18 protein-coding genes are annotated in these 26892 nt (G+C 71.9%); 2 read left to right on the plus strand and 16 right to left on the minus strand.

Annotation, left to right across the window (positions count from 1 at the left end; translation table 11 throughout):
- Window positions 1-296 precede the first annotated feature (296 nt).
- From pntB to ACQPXB_RS29130, 10 genes are all read right to left on the minus strand, one after another.
- The gene (gene pntB, locus ACQPXB_RS29085; protein WP_366583570.1) at window positions 297-1715 is read right to left on the minus strand and encodes a Re/Si-specific NAD(P)(+) transhydrogenase subunit beta; all 1419 of its coding nucleotides are present in this window, start codon (window positions 1713-1715) and stop codon (window positions 297-299) included.
- 7 nt (window positions 1716-1722) lie between these two features.
- A complete protein-coding gene (locus ACQPXB_RS29090; RefSeq protein ID WP_432845153.1) occupies window positions 1723-3282 on the minus strand; it encodes a Re/Si-specific NAD(P)(+) transhydrogenase subunit alpha in 1560 nt (519 codons plus the stop codon).
- A gap of 153 nt (window positions 3283-3435) precedes the next feature.
- The gene (gene glgX, locus ACQPXB_RS29095) at window positions 3436-5583 is read right to left on the minus strand and encodes a glycogen debranching protein GlgX (RefSeq protein ID WP_432845154.1); all 2148 of its coding nucleotides are present in this window, start codon (window positions 5581-5583) and stop codon (window positions 3436-3438) included.
- 92 nt (window positions 5584-5675) lie between these two features.
- Window positions 5676-7397, minus strand: coding sequence for a malto-oligosyltrehalose trehalohydrolase (treZ, locus tag ACQPXB_RS29100; RefSeq protein ID WP_432845155.1), 1722 nt, complete (start codon window positions 7395-7397; stop codon window positions 5676-5678).
- On the minus strand, window positions 7398-9680 hold the full coding sequence (treY, locus tag ACQPXB_RS29105) for a malto-oligosyltrehalose synthase (RefSeq protein WP_432845156.1): 2283 nt from the start codon (window positions 9678-9680) through the stop codon (window positions 7398-7400). It lies immediately after the preceding gene.
- Window positions 9677-11806: a glycogen debranching protein GlgX gene (gene glgX / locus ACQPXB_RS29110; protein WP_366583565.1), complete on the minus strand. Its 2130-nt coding sequence runs from the start codon at window positions 11804-11806 to the stop codon at window positions 9677-9679. Before glgX (ACQPXB_RS29110) ends, treY begins: the two co-directional genes overlap by 4 nt.
- A 98-nt stretch (window positions 11807-11904) precedes the next feature.
- A complete protein-coding gene (malQ, locus tag ACQPXB_RS29115; RefSeq protein ID WP_432845157.1) occupies window positions 11905-13884 on the minus strand; it encodes a 4-alpha-glucanotransferase in 1980 nt (659 codons plus the stop codon).
- Between the two features lie 197 nt (window positions 13885-14081).
- The gene (locus ACQPXB_RS29120) at window positions 14082-15467 is read right to left on the minus strand and encodes a M1 family metallopeptidase (protein WP_432845158.1); all 1386 of its coding nucleotides are present in this window, start codon (window positions 15465-15467) and stop codon (window positions 14082-14084) included.
- Window positions 15464-16840: a M1 family metallopeptidase gene (locus ACQPXB_RS29125; RefSeq protein WP_432845159.1), complete on the minus strand. Its 1377-nt coding sequence runs from the start codon at window positions 16838-16840 to the stop codon at window positions 15464-15466. The genes ACQPXB_RS29120 and ACQPXB_RS29125 overlap by 4 nt, the downstream gene beginning before the upstream one ends.
- Before the next feature lie 59 nt (window positions 16841-16899).
- Complete coding sequence (locus tag ACQPXB_RS29130) at window positions 16900-17760, minus strand: LLM class F420-dependent oxidoreductase (RefSeq protein ID WP_432845160.1); 861 nt, start codon at window positions 17758-17760, stop codon at window positions 16900-16902.
- Window positions 17761-17979: 219 nt separating this feature from the next.
- On the opposite strand from ACQPXB_RS29130, the gene ACQPXB_RS29135 reads away from it, so the two are divergent.
- Window positions 17980-18276 (plus strand): DUF3040 domain-containing protein, encoded by a 297-nt coding sequence (locus tag ACQPXB_RS29135; protein ID WP_432845161.1) that lies wholly within the window; start codon window positions 17980-17982, stop codon window positions 18274-18276.
- Window positions 18277-18283: 7 nt separating this feature from the next.
- On the opposite strand, the gene ACQPXB_RS29140 is transcribed toward ACQPXB_RS29135, so the two are convergent.
- Complete coding sequence (locus ACQPXB_RS29140; RefSeq protein ID WP_432845162.1) at window positions 18284-19399, minus strand: oxidoreductase; 1116 nt, start codon at window positions 19397-19399, stop codon at window positions 18284-18286.
- Window positions 19400-19421: 22 nt separating this feature from the next.
- Entirely contained in the window at window positions 19422-19904 is a 483-nt protein-coding gene (locus tag ACQPXB_RS29145) for an Lrp/AsnC family transcriptional regulator (RefSeq protein WP_220241846.1), read from the minus strand.
- Between the two features lie 143 nt (window positions 19905-20047).
- Here ACQPXB_RS29145 and ACQPXB_RS29150 point away from each other — a divergent pair, with 143 nt between their 5' ends.
- Complete coding sequence (locus ACQPXB_RS29150) at window positions 20048-22366, plus strand: transketolase-like TK C-terminal-containing protein (protein WP_432845163.1); 2319 nt, start codon at window positions 20048-20050, stop codon at window positions 22364-22366.
- A gap of 33 nt (window positions 22367-22399) precedes the next feature.
- On the opposite strand, the gene ACQPXB_RS29155 is transcribed toward ACQPXB_RS29150, so the two are convergent.
- The 4 genes from ACQPXB_RS29155 to ACQPXB_RS29170 form a co-directional block, all read right to left on the minus strand.
- Entirely contained in the window at window positions 22400-23551 is a 1152-nt protein-coding gene (locus ACQPXB_RS29155; protein WP_386954478.1) for an acyl-CoA dehydrogenase family protein, read from the minus strand.
- Complete coding sequence (locus ACQPXB_RS29160; protein ID WP_432845164.1) at window positions 23551-24636, minus strand: Zn-dependent alcohol dehydrogenase; 1086 nt, start codon at window positions 24634-24636, stop codon at window positions 23551-23553. Before ACQPXB_RS29160 ends, ACQPXB_RS29155 begins: the two co-directional genes overlap by 1 nt.
- A 31-nt stretch (window positions 24637-24667) precedes the next feature.
- On the minus strand, window positions 24668-26086 hold the full coding sequence (locus ACQPXB_RS29165) for an aldehyde dehydrogenase family protein (protein WP_366583555.1): 1419 nt from the start codon (window positions 26084-26086) through the stop codon (window positions 24668-24670).
- A gap of 77 nt (window positions 26087-26163) precedes the next feature.
- Window positions 26164-26844 (minus strand): GntR family transcriptional regulator, encoded by a 681-nt coding sequence (locus tag ACQPXB_RS29170; RefSeq protein ID WP_366583554.1) that lies wholly within the window; start codon window positions 26842-26844, stop codon window positions 26164-26166.
- Between the last annotated feature and the right edge of the window lie 48 nt (window positions 26845-26892).

Below are 26892 nucleotides of genomic sequence, written 5' to 3' on the forward strand. Positions count from 1 at the left end.
GGCCTTTTACAGTTGTACCCGCCACCCGGTCGGGCGAAACGGATCCGGCCGGCCGGAGCTTCCGCCCATTCCCACACGCTCGCATCGGGCGCAACTCGAACGGCGGAACAATCACCCGAGCCTGTTTTTCGCAGTTTCCCCGTAACACAGAAGTCGAACAACGTTCACAGTTCCTCGCGCGAGTCGACGACCCCGGCGGATTCGCGCCCGACTGTCCACAGTGGGCGCCGGACACAGCACCGCGCCGCCGGTCCGGGGGCTATCCCGGTCCGGCGGCGCGGTGGACGACTACCGGCTCAGCCGACGCGGGCCGGCAGCGCGGCGAGGATGTCCTGCACCCGCTCCTTGGCGTCGCCGAAGAGCATCTGGCTGTTCTCGCGGAAGAACAACGGGTTCTGCACACCCGCGTAGCCCGGCGCCATGGACCGCTTGAACACCACGACGTTGCCGGCTTCCCAGACCCGCAGCACCGGCATGCCGGCGATCGGGCTGCCCGGGTCCTCCGCTGCCGACGGGTTCACGGTGTCGTTGGCCCCGATGACGAGCACGACGTCGGTGTCGGCGAGGTCGTCGTTGATCTCGTCCATCTCCAGGACGATGTCGTAGGGCACCTTCGCCTCGGCGAGCAGCACGTTCATGTGCCCGGGCAGCCGGCCGGCGACGGGGTGCACCCCGAACCGGACGTTCACGCCCTGCTCGCGCAGCCGCCGCGTCAGCTCGGCCACCGGCGACTGCGCCTGCGCCACCGCCATGCCGTACCCCGGCGTGATGACCACCGAGCTCGCGCCTGCCAGCAGCTCGGCCACCCCGGCGGCGTCGATCTCGCGGTGCTCGCCCGTGACCTCGGCCGGGCCGCTGGTCGCCGGCGCGCCGAAGCCGCCCGCGATGACGGAGATGAACGACCGGTTCATCGCCTTGCACATCACGTAGGACAGGTACGCACCGGAAGAGCCGACGAGTGCGCCGGTGATGATCAGCAAATCGTTGCCCAGCAGGAAGCCCGACGCGGCCGCGGCCCAGCCGGAGTAGCTGTTGAGCATCGACACGACCACCGGCATGTCCCCGCCGCCGATCGACGCGACCAGGTGCACGCCGAGCGCCAGCGCGAGCACCGTGACCACCACGAGCAGCCATGTGGCGGGAGTGATCACGAAGAACACCGTGAGCACCGCGAACACGACCAGCGCGCCGAGGTTGAGCATGTTCTTGCCCGGCAGCTGCAACGGCGCCGACGGGATCCGCGCCGACAGCTTCAGGAACGCGATGATCGAGCCGGTGAACGTCACGGCGCCGATGAACACGCCGATCACGACCTCGGCGTGGTGGATGCCCAGCAGCGACCCCACGAGCTCGGTCTGCGCGTCGTTCCCCTCGACCTCGAGGAACCCGTTCCAGCCGACCAGCACCGCGGCGAGGCCGACGAAGCTGTGCATCAGCGCGATCAGCTCGGGCATGCCGGTCATCTCGACCACGCGCGCCCGCCACACGCCGATCGAGGCGCCGATCACGAGCGCGATGAGCAGCAGCGTGATGCCGAGGCCCGAGGCCAGGCCGAGCGCGGTGGCCGCGGTCGCGATCAGCGCGATCGCCATGCCCGCGATCCCGAACCAGACCCCGCGGCGCGAGGTCTCGTGCTTGGCGAGCCCCGCGAGGCTGGCCACGAACAACAGGGCGGCGATCAGGTACGCCGCCGACTTCCACGTTTCAGCGTGCACTGTTCGCTCAGCTCCTCGAGAACATCGACAACATCCGGCGGGTCACCATGAACCCACCGACGATGTTGATGGCGGCCAGCAGCACGGCGGCGGCGGCCAGGACGGTGGTGGCGATCCCGCCGCCGGCGATCTGCAGGATCGCGCCGACGACGATGATCCCGGAGATCGCGTTGGTGACCGACATCAGCGGCGTGTGCAGCGCGTGGTGCACGTTGCCGATCACGTAGAAGCCGATCACGATGGCCAGCACGAAAACCGTGAGGTGCCCGGCCAGCTCCGGCGGTGCGAACGCCGACGCCAGGAACAGCAGCACCGCGCCGACCGCGGCGACCGTCGCCCGCGCCCACGGCGAGCGGGACTTCTCGGGTTCCGGTGCCGGCTTCGGCGCCGCCGGCGCGGCCTGCGGCGCCGCGCTCACCGACACCTTCGGCGGCGGCCACAGGACCTCGCCGTCGCGGACCACGGTGAGCCCGCGCTGCACCACGTCCTCGAAGTCGAGCGCGAGCCGGCCGTCCTTCCCGGGTGTGAGCAGCTTGAGCAGATTCACCACGTTGGTGCCGTAGAGCTGCGAAGCCTGCGCGGGCAGCCGGCCCGGCAGGTCGGTGTAGCCGATGATCGTGACCCCGCCCTCTGTCGTCACGACCTCGCCGGCCTCGGTGCCGGCGACGTTGCCGCCCTGCGCGGCGGCCATGTCGACGATGACGCTGCCCGGCTTCATCGACGCGACCTGCTCGGCCGTGAGCAGTTTCGGCGCGGGCCGGCCCGGGATGAGCGCGGTCGTGATGACGATGTCGACGTCGGCGGCCTGCTCGGAGTAGATCTCCGCCGCCCGCTTGTCGTAGTCCGCCGAGGTCGCCTTGGCGTAGCCGTCGGTGCTGGCCTCCTGCTCGACCTCGACGGCGAGGTACTCGCCACCGAGCGAACGGACCTGGTCGGCCACCTCCGGCCGCGGGTCCGTCGCGCGGACCACGGCACCCAGGCTGTTGGCCGCGGCGATCGCCGCGAGCCCGGCGACCCCGGCGCCGGCGACGAGCACCTTCGCCGGCGGCACCTTCCCGGCCGCCGTGACCTGGCCCGTGAAAAACCGGCCGAACACGTGCGCGGCCTCGATCACGGCCCGGTAGCCGGCGATGTTCGCCATCGAGCTGAGCACGTCCAGCGACTGCGCCCGCGAAATCCGCGGAACCGCGTCCATCGCGAGCGCGGTGACGCCGCGGGCGGCCAGCGCCGCCAGCCGGCCCGGCTCCAGCGCGGGCGCCAGCATCGACACCAGGACCGTGCCCGGGCCCAGTTTCTCGATCTCGCCGGGATCGGGCGCGTTGACGGTGACCACGACGTCCGCGTCCCACACCGGATCGGGGGTGACCTCGGCGCCCGCGGACAGGTAGGCCTCGTCGTCGAACCCCGATCGCACGCCGGCCCCGGACTCCACCAGCACGCGGTAACCCAGGCCGATGGCCTTGCGCACGGTGTCCGGCGTCAGCGCGACGCGGGTCTCGGTTTTCGTCGACTCCGCGACCAGTCCGATGCGCAGACCGGGCTCGGATCCAGTGCCGTCGTCGCTCATGCACTTCTCCTCGGGGATAGCCACGCTGGATTTCAGCATCCAACGATCCGGATGACGAGGGGGATTCCGGCGTTCCGGGGTGAGAGTGATCTCTTGACCGATTTCTGCGAAACCTCTTGATCGATGCACCCCGGGAGCCGCCGGACCCCCGCGCTAAAGCGGCTGGGGGCCCGGCACGAAGTCCCGCGGCGCTCGGAGCAGCTGCAACGACCGGGCCGCCACCACGATGCGCGTCTTCGGATCCAGCGCCCCGACGTACGCGGGGCTGCCGTCGGCCGTGCCGGTGTCCAGCGTGGGTTTGTACGTGGCACCGTACTCGGGTCCGGGCAGCACCACCTCCACGTCGTCCTCTCCTGCGTGCAGGATCAGCAGCCAGGAGTGGTCGGTGACGAGCTCGCCCTCGCGGTTGCGGGCCTGCGAGTTGGAGCCGTCGATCCACATGCACAGCGTGCGGCGGCTCTCGTCGAACCAGTCGATCTCGTCGAACTCCTCGCCGTCGGGCCGGAACCAGACGAGGTCCGGTTTGCCGGTGGGCGTGGTGCGGCCTTCGAAGAACTCCGGCTGGCGCAGCGCGGGGCTGCTCGCGCGCAGGCGCACCACCCGCCGGGCGAAGGCGAGCATCGGCTCCGACGCGGCCGAGGGCGTCCAGTCTACCCACGACGTCTCGTCGTCGAGGCAGTAGGCGTTGTTGTTGCCGCCCTGGGTCCGCCACATCTCGTCGCCCGCGACGAACATCGGCGTGCCGGTGGACAGCAGCAGCGTGGCGAAGAGGTTGCGCGCTTGCCGGGTGCGCAGCGCGACGATCGCCTGGTCGTCGGTCTCGCCCTCCACGCCGTGGTTCCACGAGCGGTTGTCGGTGGTGCCGTCGCGGTTGTCCTCGCCGTTGTCCTCGTTGTGCTTTTCGTTGTAGGACACCAGATCCCGCAACGTGAAGCCGTCGTGCGCGGTCACGAAGTTGATCGACTGCCACGGCCGGCGCAGGTTGTGGTCGTAGAGGTCCGAGGACCCCGAAAGCCGGTAGGCGAGGTCGCGCACACCCGTGACGCCGCGCCAGAAGTCGCGCAGGCTGTCGCGGTAGCGGCCGTTCCACTCGGCCCACTGCGCGCCGAAGTCGCCGACGCGGTAGCCCTCCCCCGTCGCGTCCCACGGTTCGGCGATGAGCTTGCACCGCGACAGCACCGGGTCGGTCGTGATGGCGGTGAGCATGGTGGAGTCGCGGTCGAACATGCCGCCGCGCGGACGGCCCAGCGTGCTCGCGAGGTCGAACCGGAAGCCGTCGACGCCGAGCTCCTGCGTCCAGTACCGCAGCGAATCGGTGACGAGCCGGACCACGGTCGGCGAGCCCGAGTCGAGCGTGTTGCCGCAGCCGGTGATGTCGGCCATCTGCCCGCGCTTGGTGTGCAGGTAGTAGGCCGGCGCGTCGAGGCCGCGCAGGAACAGCGTGGGCCCGTCGGGCCCGCCCTCGCAGGTGTGGTTGAACACGACGTCGACGATCACCTCGATGTTGGCCGCGTGCAGCGCCGCCACCATCGTCCGGAACTCCTCGATCTCCCGGCCGGGTTCGCTCGCGTACCCCGGGTGCGGGGCGAAGTAGCCCAGCGGCGAGTAGCCCCAGTAGTTGTGCCGGCCTGCGCGCACCAGCGCCGGCTCGTCGGCGAACGCGTGCACCGGCAGCAGTTCCACTGTGGTCACGCCGAGCCGCGTGAGGTGCTCGATCGCCACCGGATGCGCGAGACCCAGGTAGGTGCCGCGCAGCGCTTCCGGGATGAACGGGTGCAGCTCGGTGAAGCCCTTCACGTGCAGCTCGTAGATCACCGACTCCTCGAACGGCACCTCGGGCCGCACGCCCGTGTCCGGTCCGCCCGGCGAGGTGACCACCGAAAGCGGCACGCTGCCGAGTGAGTCCACAGTGGACGCGGGACCGCGGTCCGGGTCGCCCACGAAGCCCTGCGCGGCCGTGAGGTCGGTCAGCCGGCCGCTGATCCGGTGCGCGTACGGGTCCACGAGCAGCTTCGCCGGGTTGCAGCGAAGACCTCGGGCCGGGTCGTACGGGCCGTGCACGCGGTAGCCGTAACGCTGCCCCGGCGTGACGCCCGGGACCAGCCCGTGCCACACGCCGAACGTCCGCTCGGTCAGCTCGATCCGGCGCTCGTTGCCGTCGTCACCGAGGAGGCAGACCTCCACGGCGTCGGCCACCGCCGAGGTGACGGCGAACCGCACCCCTCCGGCTTCCGGGTGAGCGCCGAGCGGAAAGGGTCGGCCGGCCAGGACCTGGGTGTCGGAAGCGGGTCGTGTTGCCATGGGGTGATCCTCCCAAACCGGCCGGTCCCGCGGGTCCGGCTACCCGGCTGAACTTTCCGGGGAAAGTGCCGGACTTCCCGCGTAGGCGCCGGTCAGGAGGTGACCACCAGCACGAAAGACGCGCCCGGAAGACGGACGGATTCACCGGCATGGTCGAACTCCGGCGTGTCCCAGCACGCCAGCACCTCCCCCGGCGTCCCGCCCAGTGGGACGGTCGCCGGGGTTCCGCCGAAGTTGCACGCGAGCCGCAGCGCGCCGCGGTGCAGCACCAGCCACGAATCGTCCGGGGCCGCGCGCACGACGAACCCGTCGAGGTTCGGGTCCGCGAGCTCCGGCCGTTCGCGGCGCAGCCGGATCAGCCTGCGGTAGGTCCGCAGCATCTCCTGGTGCCCGGGCTGTTGCGGCTCGGTCCAGTCGAGCCGCGAGCGCGCGACGGTCGCCGGGTCCATCGGGTCCGGCACGTCGGCCTCGCCCCAGCCGTGGCGGCCGAACTCGCGCCGCCGGCCCGTGCGCACGGCCTCGGCCAGCTCCGGATCCGGGAAGGAGGCGAAGAACTGCCACGGCGTGCTCGCCGCCCACTCCTCGCCCATGAACACCATCGGCGTGTACGGCGAGCAGAACACCACCGCGGCCGCGGCCGCAATCAGGCCCGGCGTGACGGTGGCCGAAAGCCGGTCGCCGGTGGCGCGGTTGCCGATCTGGTCGTGGTTCTGCAGGTACGCGAGGAACCGGTGGCCCGGCACCTTGCGCGTGTCCACCGGGCGGCCGTGGGTGCGCTCGCGGAACGACGACCAGGTGCCGGCGTGGAAGAACACCTCGCGCAGCGTCTTCGCGAGCGCTCCGGGCGCGGCGAAGTCCGCGTAGTACCCGGAAGTCTCGCCGGTGAGGCGGACGTGCAGCGTGTGGTGCAGGTCGTCGGACCACTGCGCGTGCACGCCGTAGCCGCCGCCTTCACGCGGGGTGACGAGCCGCGGGTCGTTCTGGTCCGACTCGGCGATCAGGGTGAGCGGGCGGCGCAGCGCCGCGGACAGCTCGCCGACCTCGGTGGCCAGCTCCTCCAGCAGGTGCACGGCGCGCTTGTCCACCAGCGCGTGCACGGCGTCGAGCCGCAGCGCGTCCACGTGGAAGTCGCGCAGCCAGCCCAGCGCGTTGTCGAGCACGTACCGGCGCACCTCGTCGGAGCCGGGGCCGTCGAGGTTGAGGCCCGCGCCCCAGTCGGTGTGGCCGGCGAAGTACGGGCCGAAGCGGTCGAGGTAGGCGCCCGACGGGCCGAGGTGGTTGTAGACCACGTCCAGCACCACGGCGAGGCCGCGGGCGTGGCACGCGTCGACGAAGCGCTTGAGGCCGTCCGGCCCGCCGTAGGGCTCGTGCACCGCGCCCCAGAGCACGCCGTCGTAGCCCCAGCCGGCCGTGCCGTCGAACGAGTTCACCGGCAGCAGCTCGACGTGCGTGATGCCGAGGTCCACGAGGTGGCCGAGCCGCTCGATCGCCGAGTCGAACGTGCCGCCCTCGGTGAAGGTGCCCAGGTGCAGCTCGTAGACGACCCCGCCGGGCAGCTGGCGGCCGGTCCACGCGCGGTCGGTCCACTCGAACTCGGCGTGGTCGTACACGCGCGAAGCCTCGTGGACGCCGGCCGGCTGGCGCAGCGAACGCGGGTCCGGCAGCGGTTTCCCGTCGTCGCCGAGGAGGAACGCGTAGTCGGTACCGGTGACCTCGGCCTGCCACCAGCCGCCGGCGGTTGGGCTCATCTCGTGGTCAGTGCCGTCGACGCGCACCCGCACGCGGTCCGCGGCGGGCGCCCACACGGTGAACATTCAGGAATCCCCTCGCACCAGAAGAGCCACCGGGTACCGGTCGAACAGCGCGGCGGCCGGCGGCGCGTCGCCGAGCGCCCGCCCGGTCAGCACGTCGGTCCAGAAGCCGTCGGTCAGCGGCAGCAGGGTGTCGCGCCAGCCGCCGGACTTCTCCAGCCCGACGGGCAGCCGCGTCACGGCCACCGCCAGGTTCTCGCCGCGCTGGAACGCCAGCAGGTGCTCGGCGGCCGCGCCCTCGGCCTTCAGCGGGCGGTAGCCGGTGAACAGCTCGGGCCGTTCGCGCCGCAGCGTCAGCGTCCGGTGGACCACGAGCAGTTTCGCGGCACCGGTTTCGTCGACCTCCGGCTGTTCCCCGGCCAGCACGCGCTCCAGGATCTCGCGGCGCACGCCGTAGTCGACCGCGCGCCGGTTGTCCGGGTCCACGAGCGAGAAGTCCCACAGCTCGGTGCCCTGGTAGACATCCGGCACGCCCGGCCCGGCCAGCTGCACCAGCTTCTGGCCCAGCGAGTTCACCCAGCCCGGCCCGCGCAGCTTCCCGACGAACTCCTCGATCTCGGCCACCAGCTCGGCGTCGCCCAGCACCTGCTCGGGCCACGCGGCCACGGCCTGCTCGAACTCCTCGTCGTGGTCGGTCCAGGTGGTGCGGAGCTTCGACTCTTTGGCCGCCTTGTCGAGGTAGTCGCGCAGGCGCCCGGGCGCGATCGGCCACGCGCCCACGAGGGTCTGCCAGGCCAGCAGGTTGAGCGCCGGCTCGTCGATGCCGCGCCGCTTCGTCCAGCGGCGCACGGCGTCGCCGAACTCGTCGGCCAGCTCGGACAGCGCGGCCTGCCGCGCCCGCGTGTCCTCGGAGCGCTTGGTGTCGTGCGTGGTCAGCGTGGTCATGCTCGACGGGCGGCCGGCGGCGCGGGCCCCGGCCAGCTCGTGGAATTCGGCCACCGTGCGGCCGAACCGGTCCGGGTCGCCGCCGACCTCGTTGAGCGCGGCGAAGCGGGTGAAGCGGTAGAAGGTGGTGTCCTCGGTGCCCTTGGCCACGACCATGCCGGACGTCTGCTGGACGCGCGTCGCCAGCTCGCCGGCGGGCTCCGCGCGGACCTGCGTATCGAGCGCGGTCAGGGCTTCGTCCAGGTCGGGCCGGCGCGCCCGCGCGCGCTCGACGGCCGCGGTCCACTCGGCGGCGCCCTCCGGCAGGTACGAGCGGTAGACGCCGAAGGCGATCATCACCTCGGCCACGGCGGCGCGCGCGGCTTCCGGCTCGACGCCGTCGACCAGGCCCGCGATGCGGTGCACCTCGGCCACGAGGATCCGGTCGGTGACCAGCCGCCGCGCTTCCTCTTCCACGGCGGGATAGTCGGTGCGCCCGCCCAGCTCGCCCGCGAGCCGCGTGAACGCCGGCTCCGCGCCCGGGTCCACGAACACGCCCGTGATCTCGTTCAGCGCGTCGTAGCCGGTGGTGCCGTCGACCGGCCAGCTCTGCGGAAGCGCCTCGCCCGGGTGCAGGATCTTCTCCACGACCAGCCACGCGTCGGGCGCGCCCGCGCGCAGCCGGCGCAGGTACCCGCCGGGGTCGGCCAGGCCGTCCGGGTGGTCCACGCGCAGGCCGGCGACGTCGCCGTCGGCCACCCAGCGCAGCACCTCGCCGTGGGTCTCGGCGAACACCTCGGCCTTCTCGACCGTGACGGCCGCGAGGTTGGTGATGTCGAAGAAGCGGCGGTAGTTCAGCTCGGCGTTGCCGCGGCGCCAGCCGACGAGCTCGTAGTTCTGGCGCGCGTGCACCTCCTGCGGCGTGCCCTCGCCGGTGCCGGGCGTGATCGGGAAGCGGTGGTCGTAGTAGACCAGCTCCTCTCCCTCGACGGTCAGCTCGGCGACGGCAGCGTCCTCGCCCAGCACGGGCAGCAGCACCTTGCCGCGGCTCCAGTCGATGTCGAAGAAACCAGCGTGCTCCGACGCCGGCCCGTGGCGCAGCACGTCCCACCACCAGCGGTTGAGCTTCGGGACCTCCACCGACATGTGGTTCGGCACGATGTCGACCACGAGCGTGAGCCCCGCGGAGGCCAGCCGCGTGACCAGCACCTGCCGGGCTTCCTCGCCGCCCAGCTCCGGCCGCGCCCGCGTCGGGTCGACCACGTCGTAGCCGTGGGTGGAGCCGGTCGTCGCGTCGAGCACCGGCGACGCGTAGAGCGCGCCCGCGCCGAGCGAGCGCAGGTAGTCGACGATCCCGGCGGCGTCGGTGAAGGTGAACTCCGGGCGCAGCTGCACCCGGTACGTCGAGGACGGCGCGCTCACTCCTGCTCCTCCCGGCCGGTGCGCTGCAGCACGACGAGCGACCGCGCGGCGAGCGTGTGCTTGCCCCCGCCCGGGATCGGCTCCACGTCGGTCTTGCCGACCTGGCCGGTGGCCGTGTCGACGACGACCGTCCACTCGGTGCCGTACCCGTTGGCGGGCAAGGTCATCGCGATGTCCTCGTAGTGGGCGTTGAACGCGAGCAGGAACGACTCGTCGACCACCGGCATGCCCCGCGGGTCGAGGTCGGAGATGCCCTCGCCGTTGAGGAAGATGACCACGGACTTGCCGAAGCCGTCGTCCCAGTTCTGCTCGGTCATCTCCTCGCCGGCCGGCGTGAACCAGGCGATGTCGCCGAGCTCCTCGCCCTTGCGCACCGGCTTGCCCTGGAAGAACCGGCGGCGCCGGAACACCGGGTGCGCCTTGCGGAACGCGGTGAGCGCCGCGGTGAACTCGACGAGGTCGACGTTTTCCTTGGCGAGCCCCCAGTCCATCCAGGACAGTTCGGAGTCCTGGCAGTACGCGTTGTTGTTGCCCTGCTGCGTGCGGCCCAGCTCGTCACCGTGCAGCAGCATCGGCACGCCCTGGGACAGCAGCACGGTGGCGAGCAGGTTGCGGCGCTGGCGGGCGCGCAGCGCGAGCACCTCCTCGTCGGTGGTCGGGCCTTCCACGCCGCAGTTCCACGACCGGTTGTCGTCGGCGCCGTCGCGGTTGTCCTCGCCGTTGGCCTCGTTGTGCTTCTCGTTGTAGGACACCAGGTCCTCGAGCGTGAAGCCGTCGTGCGCGGTGACGAAGTTGATCGACGCGAACGGCCGGCGCCCGTCGTCCTGGTACAGGTCCGACGAACCCGTGATGCGGGACGCGAACTCCCCCAGCGTCGACGGCTCGCCGCGCCAGAAGTCGCGCACGGTGTCGCGGTACTGCCCGTTCCACTCCGTCCACAGTGGCGGGAAGTTGCCCACCTGGTACCCGCCGGGGCCGACGTCCCAGGGCTCCGCGATGAGCTTGACCTGGCTCACGATCGGGTCCTGCTGCACGAGCTCGAAGAACGTGGACAGACGGTCGACGTCGTAGAACTCGCGCGCCAGCGCGGAGGCGAGGTCGAAGCGGAACCCGTCCACGTGCATCTCGGTGACCCAGTAGCGCAGCGAGTCCATGATCAGCTGCAACGTGTGCGGGTTGCGGACGTTGAGCGAGTTGCCCGTGCCCGTGTAGTCCATGTAGTACTGCGAGTCGTCCTCGACCAGCCGGTAGTAGGCCTCGTTGTCGATGCCGCGCATGGACAACGTCGGGCCCAGGTGGTTGCCCTCGGCGGTGTGGTTGTAGACGACGTCGAGGATCACCTCGATGTTGGCCTCGTGCAGGGCGCGGACCATGCCCTTGAACTCCTGCACCTGCCCGCCCTGGCCCGGCATCGCCGCGTAGGCGTCGTGGGGCGCGAAGAAGCCGATGGTGTTGTAGCCCCAGTAGTTGCGCAGGCCCTTCTGGTCGAGGCCGTGGTCGGTCACGAACTGGTGCACCGGCATGAGTTCCACCGCCGTGACGCCGAGCTTCTTCAGGTGCTCGATCACGGCCGGGTGCGCGAGCCCGGCGTACGTGCCGCGCAGGCGGTCGGGCACGAACGGGTGCGTCATCGTCATGCCGCGCACGTGGGCCTCGTAGATCACGGTCTCGTGGTAGGGCGTGCGCGGCGCGCGGTCGTTGGCCCAGTCGAAGAACGGGCTCACCACCAGCGAGTACGGCACGTGCCCGGCCGAGTCCTGGTCGTTGCGCTGCTCCGGGTTCTCGAACTCGTACCCGAACAGCGCCTCCGACCAGTCGACGCCGCGCGAAAGGGCCTTGGCGTACGGGTCGATCAGGACCTTGTTCGGGTTGCAGCGCAGGCCGCGCTCGGGGTCGTACGGGCCGTGCACGCGGAAGCCGTAGCGCTGGCCGGGACCGATGCCGAGCAGGTAGCCGTGGTGGACGAAGCCGTCGACCTCCTCCAGGCGCGAGCGCGTTTCCGTGCCGTCCTCGTCGAACAGGCAGAGCTCCACGTACTCGGCGACTTCGGAGAACAGGGCGAAGTTCGTGCCCACCCCGTCGTAGGTGGCGCCGAGCGGGTAGGGCCTTCCGGGCCAGGGACGCACGGGACTCTCCTTGGGGGACATCGGTTTGTCGGGTTGCTCAGGGAAGACTGACTTACCCCCGCGGGCGGGTCTCGAACCACGAGGACCGGCCCGGGCGGTTACGGGAGCGGACGGGCGGCCTTGAGCGGGGCGACCGCCGCACGCACCCGCGCGTCGGCGAAGAACCCGTCGACGGTGACGGGGAGCGGGATCCGCCAGTTAGGGTACTGGTCGATCGTCCCGGGCAGGTTGGGCTGGCGCCGTTCGCCGACCACGTCGGCCGGTGAGGTGAGCACCAGGCGTGACGCCGCCGAGGCCAGGAGCGTGTGCAGGGCCACCACCGGGTCGTCGGCAGGGATGCCTTCGCGCGCAACGAGGTCGAGCAGCGCGCTGCGCTCGGCCGCCGCCTCGGTGTACTCCTGCTCCACGGGCCGGTCGAGCAGTCCCAGCTCGGCGCGCACGCGCACGTGCTCCGCTTCGAGCCAGCCGGACACCGTCGGCAGGTCGTGGGTCGAGATGCTCGCCATCGCGTGCGGATCCCAGTCCGCGGGGCGGACGAACGGTTTGCCCGGTGCGTCCCAGTCGCGCTGGAACCACAGCACGGCGGAGCTGAGCACGCCGCGCTCGTGCATGGTCTCGGTGACGATGTCCTCGACCGTGCCGAGGTCCTCGCCGACCACCACGGCGCCGGCGCGGTGGGCTTCCAGCGCGAGCACGCCGAGCATCGCCTCGGCGTCGTAGTGCACGTACGTGCCGCGGCCGGCGGGCTCGCCCGGCGGGATCCACCACAGCCGCCACAGCCCGGCGATGTGGTCCACGCGGATGCCGTCGGCGTGCTGCAGCACACCGCGGATGACGTCGCGGAACGGCGCGTACCCGGCCTCGGCGAGGCGGTCGGGCCGCCACGGCGGGAGGTTCCAGTCCTGGCCCTGCTGGTTGAACGCGTCGGGCGGCGCGCCCACGCGCACCCGGGCGGCGAACACTTCGCGCAGCGCCCACGTGTCGGCGCCGCCGGGGTGCACGCCGACGGGCAGGTCGTGCACGACCCCCACCGTCATCCCGGCCTCTCGCGCCGCATGGCGGACCTCGTCGAGCTGTTCGTGGCACAGCTGCTGGAGCCAGCCGTGGAACTCGACCCGGTCGGCCAGCTCGGCGCGCGCGGCCGCGACCTCGGGGCTCGCGGGGTCGTGCAGGGCCTCGGGCCACTCGCGCCAGTCGGCGCCGTGCACCTCGGCCAGCGCGCCGAACGTCGCGAAGTCGCGCAGGTCGCCGCCGAGCTCGACGGGCCGCGGGTGGTGCGGGCGCAGCAGCTCCAGCGCGGTGCGCTTGGCGTCCCACACGGCGTCGTAGTCGATGAGGTCCGGAACCGCGTCCGGGGCCAGGGCCAGCACCTTCGCGCGCGTGGCCTCGTCGGCCCCGGCGAACGCCTCGGTGTCGGTGACCCGCAGGTACACGGGGTTCGCGAAGCGGCGGCTCGACGGCGAGTACGGCGAGCGCTCCACGGGGTGCGCGGGTGCGAACGCCTGCACCGGGTTGACCAGCAGCACGCCGGCGCCGAGCTCGGCGGCCGAGCGGGTGGCGGTGGTCCGCAAGTCGCCGAAGTCGCCCATCCCCCACGACCCCGCGGAGTGCAGGGCGTAGAGCTGCAGCATCCAGCCCCACGCGGCGGGCACCTCGGGCAGCTTCGCCGGGACCACGGCCAGCGGCACCCGGCGCTCGCCGTCGACGACGTGGTGCCAGCCCAGCGGCAGGTCGGCCGGCAGCGTGGTGCCGACGGCGCGGGTCGTGCCGTCCTCCAGCTCGACGGTCACCTCCCGGCCCAGCTCGCGCGTGTCACCGGCGCGCACGACGAGCGTGGGCGGCAGGTCGGCCGACGCCCGCGCCGAGCGCACGCCCTCCAGTGCCCGGCGGATCGACTCCTCGTTCGAGGCGTCCACGTCGAACTGCGCGAGGACGGCGACCACCACCTCGGCCTCGACCTGCACTTCCAGGCGGTCGGAGTTCTCGTAGTGGGTCGCCACGCCGTAGGCGGCGGCCAGCTCGGCCAGCTCGGGCGAAACGTCGGGGGTCGGTGATCCGGAGGCGGTCGGGCTCTGCACCGGCCCAGTCTTGCCGCCCGCGCCGGGGCGCGCCAATCGCCTCGCCGGGCGGCACCCGAATGCCGGATGCGTACAGCGGTGACCGGCCAGTCGGGGGGCGTGCCGGCCGGTCACCGCCACACCCACCGAGAGGACATCCGGTGAACAGAATGACGCGCGGTGGCGCACTTCACTATTTCGGGTGAAGTGCGGCTCGCTCAGCGCGCGAGTGAGCCCGGGTACAGGTATTGGGCAGGCGGGATCACGGAGCTGTGCGCCCACGCCGTGAAGAAGCCCGACAGGTCCTGGCCCGCCTGCGCCGACGCGAAGTGCTCGAAGTCGGGCCACGACGCGTTGCCGTCGCGGTGCGCGGCGATCCAGTGCTTGAGCAGAGCGAAGAACTTGTCGTCGCCCATCGTGCGGCGCAGCGCGTGGAGCATGAGCGAGCCCCGGTCGTAGAGGGCGTAGTCGAGGGGGCGATCTTTACCCGGGTCGTAGATCGGCACCTGCCAGTAGGCGTCGCCCGCGTTCTGCTCGACGATCGAGCGGTAGCTCTCGTCGAGGTCGGCGCCGTTCTCGGCCTCGTCCCACAGCTGCCCGGCGTACTGGGCGAAGCACTCGGCGAGGCAGCCGTCGCGCCAGTCCGAAAAGGACACCGCGTCGCCGAACCACTGGTGCGCCAGCTCGTGGACGGCCGAGGCGTCGAAGAACGCGCCGTCGTAGGTCGGGCGGGTCTGCGTCTCCAGCGCGAGGCTGCCCTCGGCGGCCTCCGGGGCGACGACGATCGCGCCGGTCGAGTCGAACGGGTACGGGCCGAACGTCTTCGTCAGGAAGCCCATGATCTTCGGCAGCAGCGCCTCGGAGTCGGGGAGGTAACTCGTGTTCTGGCCGTACGCGGTGATCACGGGCGTGCCGTCGGCGAGCTTCGAGGTGTGCACGGTGAACTTGTCGATCGCCATCGTCGTGGCGTAGGAGACGATCGGGTGGTCCTCGTGCCAGCGGAACGTCGTGCGGCCGGCGGAGGTGGTCGTCGGGCCGGGCAGCCCGTTGCCCAGCACCGTCCACCCGGTCGGCACGGTCGCCTCCAGGTGCAGCGCCGCCTTGTCCGACGGGTGGTCGTTCAGCGGGAACCAGGCCGTCGCCGAGTGCGGCTCGCCGCTCACGTCGATGCCGCCGCCCACGAGCCGGTGCCAGCTCGCGCCGACCGGCTTGCCGGAGTACACGACGCGCACGGCGAAGGTGCTGCCGCGCCGCACCCGCGTGCGCGGCGTGATCACCAGCTCGTGCGCGCCCGACCGCGCGATCGCCTCCGCGGGCACGCCGTTCACGGTCACGGCCGAGACCGTGAAGCCCTCCAGGTCGAGGTCGAACCGGTCGAGGTCCTGGCGCGCGGCCGCGTGCACCGTGGTGTCGCCGGTGAACGAACCGGGGTCCGCGGGGTCGTAGGACACCTTCACGTCGTAGCGCGAGACGTCGTAGCCGCCGTTGCCGTCCCGCGGGAAGTACGGGTCGCCGACGCCGTCCGCGCCGATCGCCGGCGGCTGCGCCATGCCGAGCGCCGCCGCTCCGCTCGCGACGAGGGCGAGCGCTTTGTACCAGCTCATGCGTTGTCCTTCAGGGTTCCGGGGTGGAGGTAGGGCTCGGGCGGGATCACGGTGCTGTGCGCCCACGCGGTGAAGAAGCCGGTGAGGTCGTGGCCGTACTCCTGGGCCGCGAGGTGCGCGAAGTCGGCCCAGGAGGCGTTGGCGTCGCGGTGCTGCGCGAGGAAATCACGCAGGGTCCGGAAGAACACGGCGTCGCCGACGGTGCGGCGCAGCGCGTGCAGCATGAGCGGGCCGACGGTGTAGGAGCCGCCGTAGAAGCCGGCACCCGGGTCCGCGAGCGGGACCTGCCAGAAGTCCGGGCCGGCGCCGGCGAGCGCGGTGCGGTAGTCGGCGTCGAGGTCGTGGCCCTCCTTCACTTCCCGCCACAGCCATTCCGCGTAGGTGGCGAAGCACTCCTTCAGGCAGATGTCGGACCAGCGCGCGACCGAGACGCTGTCGCCGAACCACTGGTGCGCCTGCTCGTGCACGATGTCGGTGAACCGCTCGGGCGGAACCCCGCCCGGGTACACGGGCCGCTCCTGCATCTCGAACCCGCCACCGGTGCCGCCGGGGTAGAAGACGCCGCCGGCCGAGGAGAACGGGTACTTCCCGAAGCGCGAGGACAGGAACCCGAGCACCTCGGGCAGCCGGTCTTCGAACGGCTTCGCGGCTTCGGCGCCCGTGGTGTACGCGTCCACGACCGGGGTCCCGTCGGCGAGGTGTCCCGTGTGGACGGTCATCCGGTCGATCACCACACCCGTCAGGTAGGAGGCCACGGGGTGGTTTTCCGTCCACGAGAACGTCTTGCGGCCGTCGCGCACCACCGGCGGCGCGGGCACGCCGTTGCCCACCACCGCCCAGCCCGGCCGGTCCGGCATCGTCACGGCGAGGTGGAACGTCGCCTTGCCCGACGGGTGGTCGTTCACCGGGTACCAGCTGGACGCGGAATGCGGCTCGCCGAACGCGTGCACCGCACCGGCGTCGTCGGCCGTCATCCAGAAGAACCCCGGCGTGCCCTGGTAGCGCACGCGCACCCGGAAGGACTGTCCACGCCGCAGGGGTTTCGCCGGCGTGATCACGAGCTCGTGCTCCCCGGCGCGCGTGAACGCCGCGGGCGCGCCCGCCACCGTGACGCTCTGCACGGTGAAGCCTTCGAGATCGAGGTCGAAGCGGCTCAGGTCCTGGGTGGCGACGGCGTCGGCTGCCGTGTCGCCGGTGAGGTGGTCGGGTTTCGCCGGGTCGTAGTCCAGCGCGACGTCGTAGTGGCTCACGCGGTAGCCGCCGTTGCCGTCCTGCGGGAACAGCGGGTCGCCGGCGCCGTCGGACCCGGGGCGGCGACCGCCGTGCCCGAGACGAGCACGAGGATCGAGCCGGTGGCGACCGCGGTCGCCCACACTCTCTTCAGCACCGCGCCAGGCTGGCAGAACGACGGGCCGAACCGGTCAGGAACTTGTCAGGGTCGGATGAGGGTTCCGTGATCGAGTTTGCCCGCGAGCCGTCCGAGCCAGGCCACGACTTCGGCCGGCTCGCGGTCCGGCAGCCCGAAGATCACTTCCGTGACACCGGCCGCTTCGAGCCGTGCGAGGCCTTCGGGATCGGGCCGCGGGCCGAGCGCGGCCACCTCCGGCTCGCCGGTGCGGCCCTCGGCGCGCCAGATCTCCCGCAGCAGCCCGACATTCGCCTCGACGTCCACTTCGGACGGTGTGGTGAGCCAGCCGTCGGCCGAGCGCGCGATCCAGCGGAACGTGCCCTCGGTGCCGGCCGCGCCCACGAGCACGGGAACCCGCTCCTGCACCGGTTTCGGCCACGCCCAGCTCGGCCCGAACGCCACGTGCTCGCCCTCGTGGCTCGCCACCTCGTCGGTCCACAAGGCACGCATCGCGTCGAGGTACTCGCGCAGCACGGTGCGGCGCCGGCCCGCGGGCACGCCGTGGTCGGCCAGCTCGTCGGTGTTCCACCCGAACCCGACGCCGAGCGTGACTCTCCCACCGGAGAGGTGGTCCAGCGTGGCGATCGTCTTGGCGAGCGTGATCGGGTCGCTCTCCACCGGGAGCGCGACCGCCGTGGCCAGGCGGATGCGCGTGGTGACGGAGGCCGCCGTGGCGAGCGAGACCCACGGGTCGAGCGTGCGCAGGTACCGGTCGTCGGGCAGGCTCGCGTCGCCGGTGCGCGGGTGCGCGGCCGTGCGCCTGACCGGGATGTGGGTGTGCTCGGGAACGTAGAAGGTGTCGAACCCGGCCGATTCGGCCGCCCGCGCTGCCGCCGCGGGGGTGATCCCGCGGTCGCTCGTGAAGAGCACGATGCCGTATCTCACGGCTCCCGACAGTATTAGAACGTGTTTCAGTTTGCAACGAAATCCGCCTGACGGCCGGAAGTGTTCTACAGTGAGCAGGTGGCCTCCGGGCCACGGAGCACCGCACCACCCGTCCGGTTTGGCGATTATTCCTGGAAAAGCGGCGCTTGACGCGGGGTGGGCCCGGGGATTCAACTGGTAGGGCGATCACCCGGCCCGATCCGTCCTGAGGAGGGGGTCATGCTTCCCCATCGTGACCGCAGTGCACTGCGGAAGATCGAAGAAGAGCTGGCCGCGAGCGACCCCGACTTCGTCGCGGCCCTGAGCGCCGGCGTCCCGGCCGTGCGATCGCGCACGTGGCTCGCCACGTTGATCCTGGCCGACGTCACCGTGGTGCTGATGATCGTGGTCGGACTGCTGGCCGGCAGCACCGGCATGTTCCTGTGGGGCCTCGTCACGGTCCCTGTGCTCGTCTGGGTCCACCGGTCGATCCTGATGCGCAAGCGCAATCACACGGCCGACGACGCGAAGGCCTAGCGCAGGCTCAGAGCATCGCGGTGATGTTCGGCCGGATACCGAGCAGCGCCTTCCCGTAGATCTCGTGGTTCACCGCCGGGTGTGCCATCGCGTGGGTCAGCGCGAAGTTCGCGTCGCGCCAGATGCGCTGCAACGGATGCGCGTCGGCGAACCCTCCTGTGCCGTGCGCCGCCACGAGGATCCCGATCGCGTCGACGACGCTCTGCACCGCCAGCCCGATGTCCCCGTGCACTCGCCCCCGCGCCAGTTCGGTCATCGGTTCACCACTCGCGAGGGCCGCGTCGACGTCGTCCGCGGCTCGCGCCGAATGCAGGTGCGCGGTGTCGATTTTCAACGCCGCCTCGGCGAACCGCACCTGGAACACCGCCGAATCGGCTTGGCGCGCATACACGGTTCCGGTCACACCTTTTGCCGACGCGGCCGCGCGCACCAGGCGCAGCGCGGCCCGGCCGAGTCCCAGCTGCGGCGCCGCGAGCACCACGGTCAGGTACGCCGCGAAGACTGAAACACGTTCCAGAAGGGCGGCCGTCCGCACAACGCGGTGCTCGGGCACGAAGAGCTCGTCCGCGACCACCGTGTCACTGCCCGTGCCGCGCATGCCGGCGACGGCCCACGTGCGCTCGACGGCGTAGTCACCCGCCGGCACGAGCGCCATCGCGGGTTCGCCGTTGTCCCCCACCGGGATCCCCAGCAGCGCCCAGCCCGCGTGCGCGATCCCCGACGCGTACGGCCAGCGCCCGCCGACGCGGTACCCGCCGGGCACCCGCTCGGCCCGGGCCGTCGGCGCGAGCGCGCCGGCGATCTTCGCCTGTGCGTCCGCGCCGAACACGTCGTCCTGCGCCGGCTCCGGGAAGAGACTCACCACCCACGCGCACGCGTTCACGAGCGTGAGCACCCACGACGTCGCGCCGTCGGCCTCGCCCGCCTCCGCGCCGACGTCCAGCAGTGTCCGCAGGCTCGCCTCGTGGCCGCCGAAGCGCCGCGGCGTGCCGAGCCGGAACAGGCCGGCGTCGTCGAGGGCGCGCACGGCCTTGTCGGTGAGCCTGCGGTCGGTCTCCCCCTGCGCGGCCTCGGCGGTGAGCAGGGGCCGCAGCTCCCGCGCCCGCGCGACAAGATCGTTCACGGCTCCAGTGTGCCCGCGCGGCTCACTTCCCGGCCACCGCGCGCTCCAGCAGCGGCGTGATCCGGTAGGGCACCATCTCGCGCATCACGAGCGCGTTGTGCGTGCGCTCCACGCCGGGGATCTCGAGCATCTGCCCGGCGATGCGGTAGAGGTCGTCGGCCTCGCGGGCCACGACGTGCACCAGCAGGTCGGACTGCCCGGTCAGCCCGCGCACCTGCAGCACCTCCGGCACCGCGGCCAGCGCGCGGCCGACCTCGTCGAGCAGCCGCTGCGTGACCTGCACGGTCACGAACGCCGTGAGCGGGTAGCCCAGCGCGGCGGGGTCGATCCGGTGCTCGACCGAGCGCAGCGAGTCTCCCTGTTCCAGCCGCGCGAGGCGGCTCTGCACGGTGTTGCGCGAGAGGCCGAGCTCGTCGGCCAGCGCGACCGCGGTGGCCCGCGGGTTGCGGTTGAGCGCGAGCAGGATCCGGGCGTCGGTGGCGTCGAGCCGCTGGCCACTGGGCATGGTGCGCAGTCCTCTCGGCGCCTGAAGGCGCGATTCTGGGCGTTCTGCTCACTGAACAGACCATCGGTTGTGCAGCATACCCAGCTCTGTTGGACTGAAGACCACGTTACGCCCAAGAAGATCGCAGAGAGGTCGTTGTCGTCGTGAGCAGTCCAGCCGCCGAGCGCACACCGGGAACCGCAGCGGACACGGAAGTCCTGCGCGAGGTGCAGGACCGCGTGCTCTGGCTTTCGACCGCGATCATCGACCACGCCAACCGCGTGCGCCCGAACCCGACCGGCCTCAAGGTCGGCGGCCACCAGGCCTCCAGCGCGTCGATGGTCTCGATCATGACCGCATTGTGGTTCGCGCGGCTGCGCGCCGAGGACCGCGTGTCGGTGAAGCCGCACGCCTCCCCCGTGCTCCACGCGATCAACTACCTGCTCGACGGCCTCGACGAGAAGTACCTGACGTCGCTGCGCGAGTTCGGCGGACTGCAGAGCTACCCGTCGCGCTCGAAGGACCCCGACCAGGTCGACTACTCCACGGGCTCGGTCGGCATCGGCGCCACCGCGCCGATCTGGGGCGCGCTGGCGCGGCGCTACGTCGAGTCGACCACCGGCGGCGCGGGCACCGGCCGCCAGTACTCGCTCGTCGGCGACGCGGAGCTCGACGAAGGCGCGGTCTGGGAGTCCATTCTCGACCCGAACGTGCAGGAGCTCGGCGAGGTCGTGTGGATCGTCGACCTCAACCGCCAGTCGCTCGACCGCGTGGTGCCCAACATCGGCGCCACGCGCCTGCAGGGCATGTTCGACGCGGCGGGCTGGCAGGTGCTCACCGTCAAGTACGGCCGGCTGCTTCAGGAGCTGTTCGAGCGCCCGGGCGGCGAGGCCCTGCGCCGACGGATCGACGACATGCCCAACCCCGAGTACCAGCGCCTGCTGCGCTGCACGCCGGCCCAGCTGCGCGAGCGCCTGGCGTCGGCGGAGCTGGCGCCGCTGCTGGACTCGCTCGACGACGAGACGCTGCACGCCGCGATCCGCAACCTCGGCGGCCACGACCTGTCCGCGCTGCTCGACTCGTTCGACGCCATCGACGACCGTCGTCCCACGGTGATCTTCGCCTACACCGTCAAGGGCTTCGGCCTCGCGAGCGAGGGCCACCCGCAGAACCACTCGTCGCTGCTCACGGCCGAGCAGGTCGGGCAGCTGGCCGAGCGCGTCGGCACGTCGGTCGACGACCCGTGGCACAAGTTCCCCGAAGGCTCGGCCGCGGCCCGTCTGTGCGCCGAGACCGCGGCGCGGCTGCACCGCGAACCCGTGGTGGCCCACGAGGTTCCGGCCATTCCCGCCGACATCGGCCGCACTCCCTCGGGTCGCACGACCACGCAGGCGGCGCTCGGGCGCGCGCTGCTCGACCTGACCCGGGAAGCGCCCGAAGCCGCGAAGCTCGTGGTGACGCTGTGCCCCGACGTCTCGTCGAGCACCAACCTCGGCGGGTGGGTCAACAAGGTCGGTGTGTGGTCGCCGCAGGAACGCGTCGACTGGTTCGCCGACGACCCCGAAACGATCCTGCACTGGCGCGAACGGCCCACCGGGCAGCACCTGGAGCTGGGCATCGCCGAGGTGAACCTGGTGAGCGCGCTGGGCGAGCTGGGCACCACGTGGTCGCGCTGGGGCCGGCCGCTGCTGCCCATCGGCGTGCTCTACGACCCCTTCGTGGAACGCGCGCTGGAGCCGTGGTCGTTCGGCATCTACGGCGGCGGGCAGTCGATCCTCGTCGGCACGCCCTCGGGCGTCACGCTGGCGCCGGAGGGCGGCGCGCACCAGTCGGTGACCACACCGTCGGTCGGGCTCGAGCAGCCGGGCTGCATCACCTACGAACCGGCGTTCGCGATCGACGTCGAGTGGACGCTGCTGGCTTCGCTGGGCCGCCTCGGCCGGCCCGACGGCACGTCGGCGTACCTGCGGCTCTCGACCCGGCCCGTGGAGCAGAACCTCGCCGCGGTGCCCACCGACCTCGCCGCACGCGAACGCCGGCGCCGCCAGGTCGTGGCCGGCGCCTACCCGATCCGCACGGCCGCGGTCGCCCGCCCGGACGTGACGATCGTGGCGATGGGTGCGATGGTCACCGAGGCGCTGGCCGCCGCCGACCGCCTCGACGCGCTGGGCAAGCACGCCGACGTCGTGTGCGTGACGAGCGCGGGCCTGCTGTTCCGCGCGCTGCAGGCGCGCTCGGGCCAGGACACCGCCGACACGTGGATCCTCGACTCCGCGCTGCCGTCCGAGCGCTCGGCGCCGATGGTGACGGTGCTCGACGGGCACCCGCACACGCTCGCGTTCCTGGCCGGCGTGCACCGCGTGCGGGCCGCGCACCTGGGCGTGACCCGGTTCGGGCAGTCGGGCGACCTGGAGAGCGTCTACCGCCACCACGGCATCGACACCGACAGCATCATCCGCGCCGCGCTGGACGTCGCGGACTGACGCCCCGGTCGCCCGCGGTGGGCTCCGAAACGGCTAGAGGCCACCGCGGGCGATGAGCTGGCGCACGATCACGTCCTGCTGGATCTCGTTGGTGCCCTCGCCGACGATCATCAGCGGGGCGTCGCGGAAGTAGCGCTCCACGTCGAACTCGGTGGAGTAGCCATACGCGCCGTGCACGCGGATGGCGTCGAGCGCCACCTCCATCGCGGCCTCGGAGCAGAACAGCTTCGCCATACCGGCCTCGAGGTCGGAGCGCGCGCCGGAGTCGTACTGCCGTGCGGCGTGCAGGATGAGCTGGCGCGCGGCCGTCAGCTTCGTCGCCATGCCCGCGAGGTGGTTGCCCACCGCCTGGTGCTTCCAGATCGGCTTGCCGAACGACTCGCGTTCCTGCGCGTAGCGGAACGCGTCGTCGAACGCGGCCCGGCCCACGCCGAGCGCGCGCGAGGCGACCTGGATCCGGCCGATCTCCAGGCCGCGCATCATCTGCGCGAAGCCGCGGCCCTCTTCCCCGCCCAGCAACGCCGACGCGGGCACGTGACAGTCCGAAAAGGACAGTTCACACGTCTCCACGCCCTTGTAGCCGAGCTTGCCCAGGTCGCGCGAGACCTCGAAGCCGGGCACCTTCTCCATCAGCAGCACGCTGATGCCGCGGTGCTTGGGCTCGGCGTCGGGATCCGTCTTGCACAGCAACGCCACCAGCCCCGCGCGGCGCGCGTTGGTGATCCACGTCTTCGTGCCGTCGACCACGTACCCGTCATCGACCCGGCGGGCCCGCGTGCGCATCGCCTGCAGGTCGGAGCCGCCGCCCGGTTCGGTGAGCGCCATCGCGGCCCGCAGCTCGCCGGTCGCCATGCGCGGCAGGTACTTCTGCTTCTGCTCTTCCGTGCCGTACATGAGCAGCAGCTTCGCGACGACGGTGTGCCCGCCCATCGCACCCGCCAGGCTCATCCAGCCGCGCGCCAGCTCCGCGGTGACGAGCGCGTAGCACGGCGTGGACACCTTGACCTCGCCGTAGGGCTCCGGGATGGCCAGGCCGAAGACGCCGAGCTCCTTCATGCGCTCGATCAGCGCCTCGGGGTAGGTGTCCGAGTGCTCCAGATCGCGCGCGACGGGGCGCACGTCGCGGTCGACGAACTCGGCCACGGTGTCCACAATGGCCTGTTCCTCGGTGTCGAGCTCTCCCATCAGACCTCCGCGATCCGGATCAGCGACCGGGCGCCCTGGCCCGCGCGCATGCGGTCGAACGCCTCGGGCACCTCGTCGAGGGAAATCCGGTGCGTCACCAGGCTTTCCAGGTTCAGCTCGCCGGAGCGCACCTCTTCGGCGAGCACCGGGATGTCGCGGTCCGGGTCGGACGCGCCGTAGACGGTGCTGGTGAGCGTGCGCGCGAAGTGGAAGATCTCCAGCGGGTTGAAGACCACCTCCTGGTCACGCCGCCCGACGCCGACCACCGTGCAGTGGCCGCCGCGGCGCACCGAGCTCCACGCCGTGCGGATCGTCGCGGCCGCGCCCACGCACTCGAAGGCGTGGTCGGCGCCGCGGCCCTCGGTGAGGCCGCGCACCTGCTTGGCGAGCTTTTCCTCGCTCAGCAGGAAGTGCGTCGCCCCGGCTGCGCGGGCGAGCTTTTCCTTCTCCGGCGAGACGTCCACGGCGATGATCGGCGACGCGCCGGCCAGCTTCGCGCCCAGCACCGCGCAGAGCCCGATGCCGCCGAGGCCGACCACGAGCACCGACTGTCCACTGCGGACCTTCGCGGTGTTGCGCACGGCGCCGACGCCCGTGAGCACGGCGCAGCCCATCAGCGCCGCCAGGTCGAGCGGCACGCCGTCGGGCAGCGGCACCACGGACTTGCCGGGCAGCACCGTCTCCTCGGCGAACCCACCGACGCCGAGCACGACGTTGAGCGGCTCGCCGTCCACCTCGCCGCGGGGCAAGGTCGTGATGCCTTCGATCGTGGAGCACAGCCACGGTTCCCCGGCCTGGCAGAACCAGCACTCACGGCACGCCGCGGCCCAGTTGAGCACGACCCGGTCGCCGGGCTTGACGTGCGTGACCTCCGCGCCGGCCTCGGCGACGATGCCCGAAGCCTCGTGGCCGGGCACGAACGGGTACTGGGGTTTCAGCGTGCCGTCGACCATCGACAGGTCGGAGTGGCAGACGCCGGCGGCGGCGATCCGCACCCGCACGTCGGCCGGGCCGACGGGCGGCAGCACGATGTCGCGGACCTCGGGCACGGCACCCGGCTCGCGCACGACCACGGCTTTGACCACGGTGTCTTCTCCTTCGTCGCGCTCGAGTGGCTCAGAGCTGGATGGACTTGATCTCGGTGAACTCGTCGAGCGCCGGGCGGCCCATCTCGCGGCCCACGCCCGAGGACTTGTAGCCGCCGAAGGGCGCCAGCGGGTTGTAGGCGCCGCCGTTCACGTCGATCTGGCCCGTGCGCACGCGGCGCGCGAACGCCAGCGCGCGGTCCTGGTCGCCAGACCAGACGGCTCCGTGCAGGCCGTACTTCGAGTTGTTGGCGATCCGCAGCGCGTCTTCCTCGTCGTCGAACGGGATGATCGACAGCACCGGGCCGAAGATCTCCTCCTGCGCGATCGTCGAGTCCGGGTCCACACCCGCGAACACGGTCGGGCGCACGAAGTAGCCGGTGTCGAGCCCCTCGGGGGTTTCGGCGCCGCCGGTCACCAGCGTCGCGCCTTCGGAGACGCCCTTGGCGATGAACTCCCGCACGCGTTCGCGCTGGGCCGCCGACACCAGCGGGCCGAGTTTCGTCTTCGCGTCCAGCGGGTCGCCGGGCGTGAAGCCCTCGGCGAACTTCTTCGCCAGCGCAACGGCTTCCTCGTGCTTCTCGCGCGGCACGAGCATGCGCGTCCACGCGGTGCAGGTCTGGCCGGCGTTGAGGAAAGCGTTGGAGACGCCCACCTTCACGGCGGTGGCGAGGTCGGCGTCGTCGAGGATCACGTTGGCGGACTTGCCACCCAGCTCCAGGGTCACGCGCTTGACCGAGCGCGCGGCGACCTCGGCCACGCGCGTGCCGGCGCGCACGGACCCGGTGAACGACACGACGTCGACCTCCGGGTGCGTCGCGAGCGCCTCGCCGACCACCGGGCCGTACCCGGTGACCAGGTTGACCACACCGGCGGGGAAACCGGCCTCGTGGATCGCGTCGAACAGCTGGTAGGCGCTCAGCGGCGCGACCTCGCTGGGCTTGACCACCACGGTGCAGCCGGCGGCCAGCGCGGGCGCGATCTTGCACGTGATCTGGTGCAGCGGGTAGTTCCACGGCGTGATCGCCGCGACGACCCCGGCGGCCTCGCGCACGATCAGCGAGTTGCCGACCTTCTCCTCCGGCGCGTCTTCGCCCAGCAGGTCCACATACGTCTGCACGTCGGTCTGCGGCAGCGCGGCCTGGATGCGCGTGGCGATGCGCAGCGGCGTGCCGACGTCGCGCGCGATCGTCTCGCCGATCTCCTCGGCGCGCTTGGCGAGTCCTTCGTGCAGCTTGCGCAGCAGCTCCGCGCGTTCGGCGCGGGTGGTGGCCGACCAGGCCGGGAAGGCCTCGCGCGCGGCCCGCACCGCGCGGTCGACGTCGTCGGCCGAGCCTTCCGGGATCTGCGCCTGCACCTGTTCGGTGGCCGGGTTCTCGACGGCGATCGTGGCGGCGCCCGCCGCCGGGACCCACTCGCCGCCGATGTACAGCACGTTGCGCTCTTGCACCGAGTCTCCTTCGACCGGGAACCGCCTTCGCGGCGGATTCTATAGAAAACTCGCGCGCACTGCCCAGTGCGGATTCGTCACTCGCCCGCGAGCACGCCCTGCGCCGCGAGGAAGTCGACGAGCAGATCGCCGGCGAGGCGGATGTGCGCGCTCATCGCGGTGCGCGCCGGCGCGGTCGCCCCTTCGCGCAGCGCGGCGAGGATCGGTTCGTGGCCGTCGCGCGCGGCGAGCGGCCAGCCGGGGATGTCGGCATAGGCGGTGAACGGCACGTACCGCAGCGTCAGCGACAACATCCAGGTGAGCTTCGGCGCGGCCGCTGCGTGGTTCACGCGGCGGTGCAGCTCGAAGTCGGCGCGTTCGGTGGCGTCGAGATCCCCGGCGGACACGGCGCGTTCCAGCTCGTCCTGCAGGTCGGCCAGACCGGCGAGATCCGCGGCGGTGAGCCGCCCCGCGGCGCGGGCCGCGAGCTCGCCGGAGAGGTAGGCCTGTGTGTCGTAGAGGTCGGTCACGTCCTGGCGGGTCACCGGAACCACGCTGAAGCCGCGGCCGGGCCGGAAGTCGACCATGCCCTCGCCGGTCAGCGACATCAGTGCCTCGCGCACCGGAGTCGCGCTCACGCCGAGCTGTTCGGCGAGGTGCTCGGTGCGCAGCCGTTCGCCGCCGCGCACGGCGCCGCTCATGATGAGGTCGCGGACCTGCTTGGCCACCCGCGGGCTCAGCCGCTCCCCCGGCTGCCGCGTCTGTCCGGCTTCTGCCACGAAACGACCACCCTGCGGGGCTCCGGCGACGATTCACGCCATCGTAGC

The organism is Amycolatopsis sp. CA-161197 (genome assembly GCF_050942255.1).
Lineage (GTDB): Bacteria > Actinomycetota > Actinomycetes > Mycobacteriales > Pseudonocardiaceae > Amycolatopsis.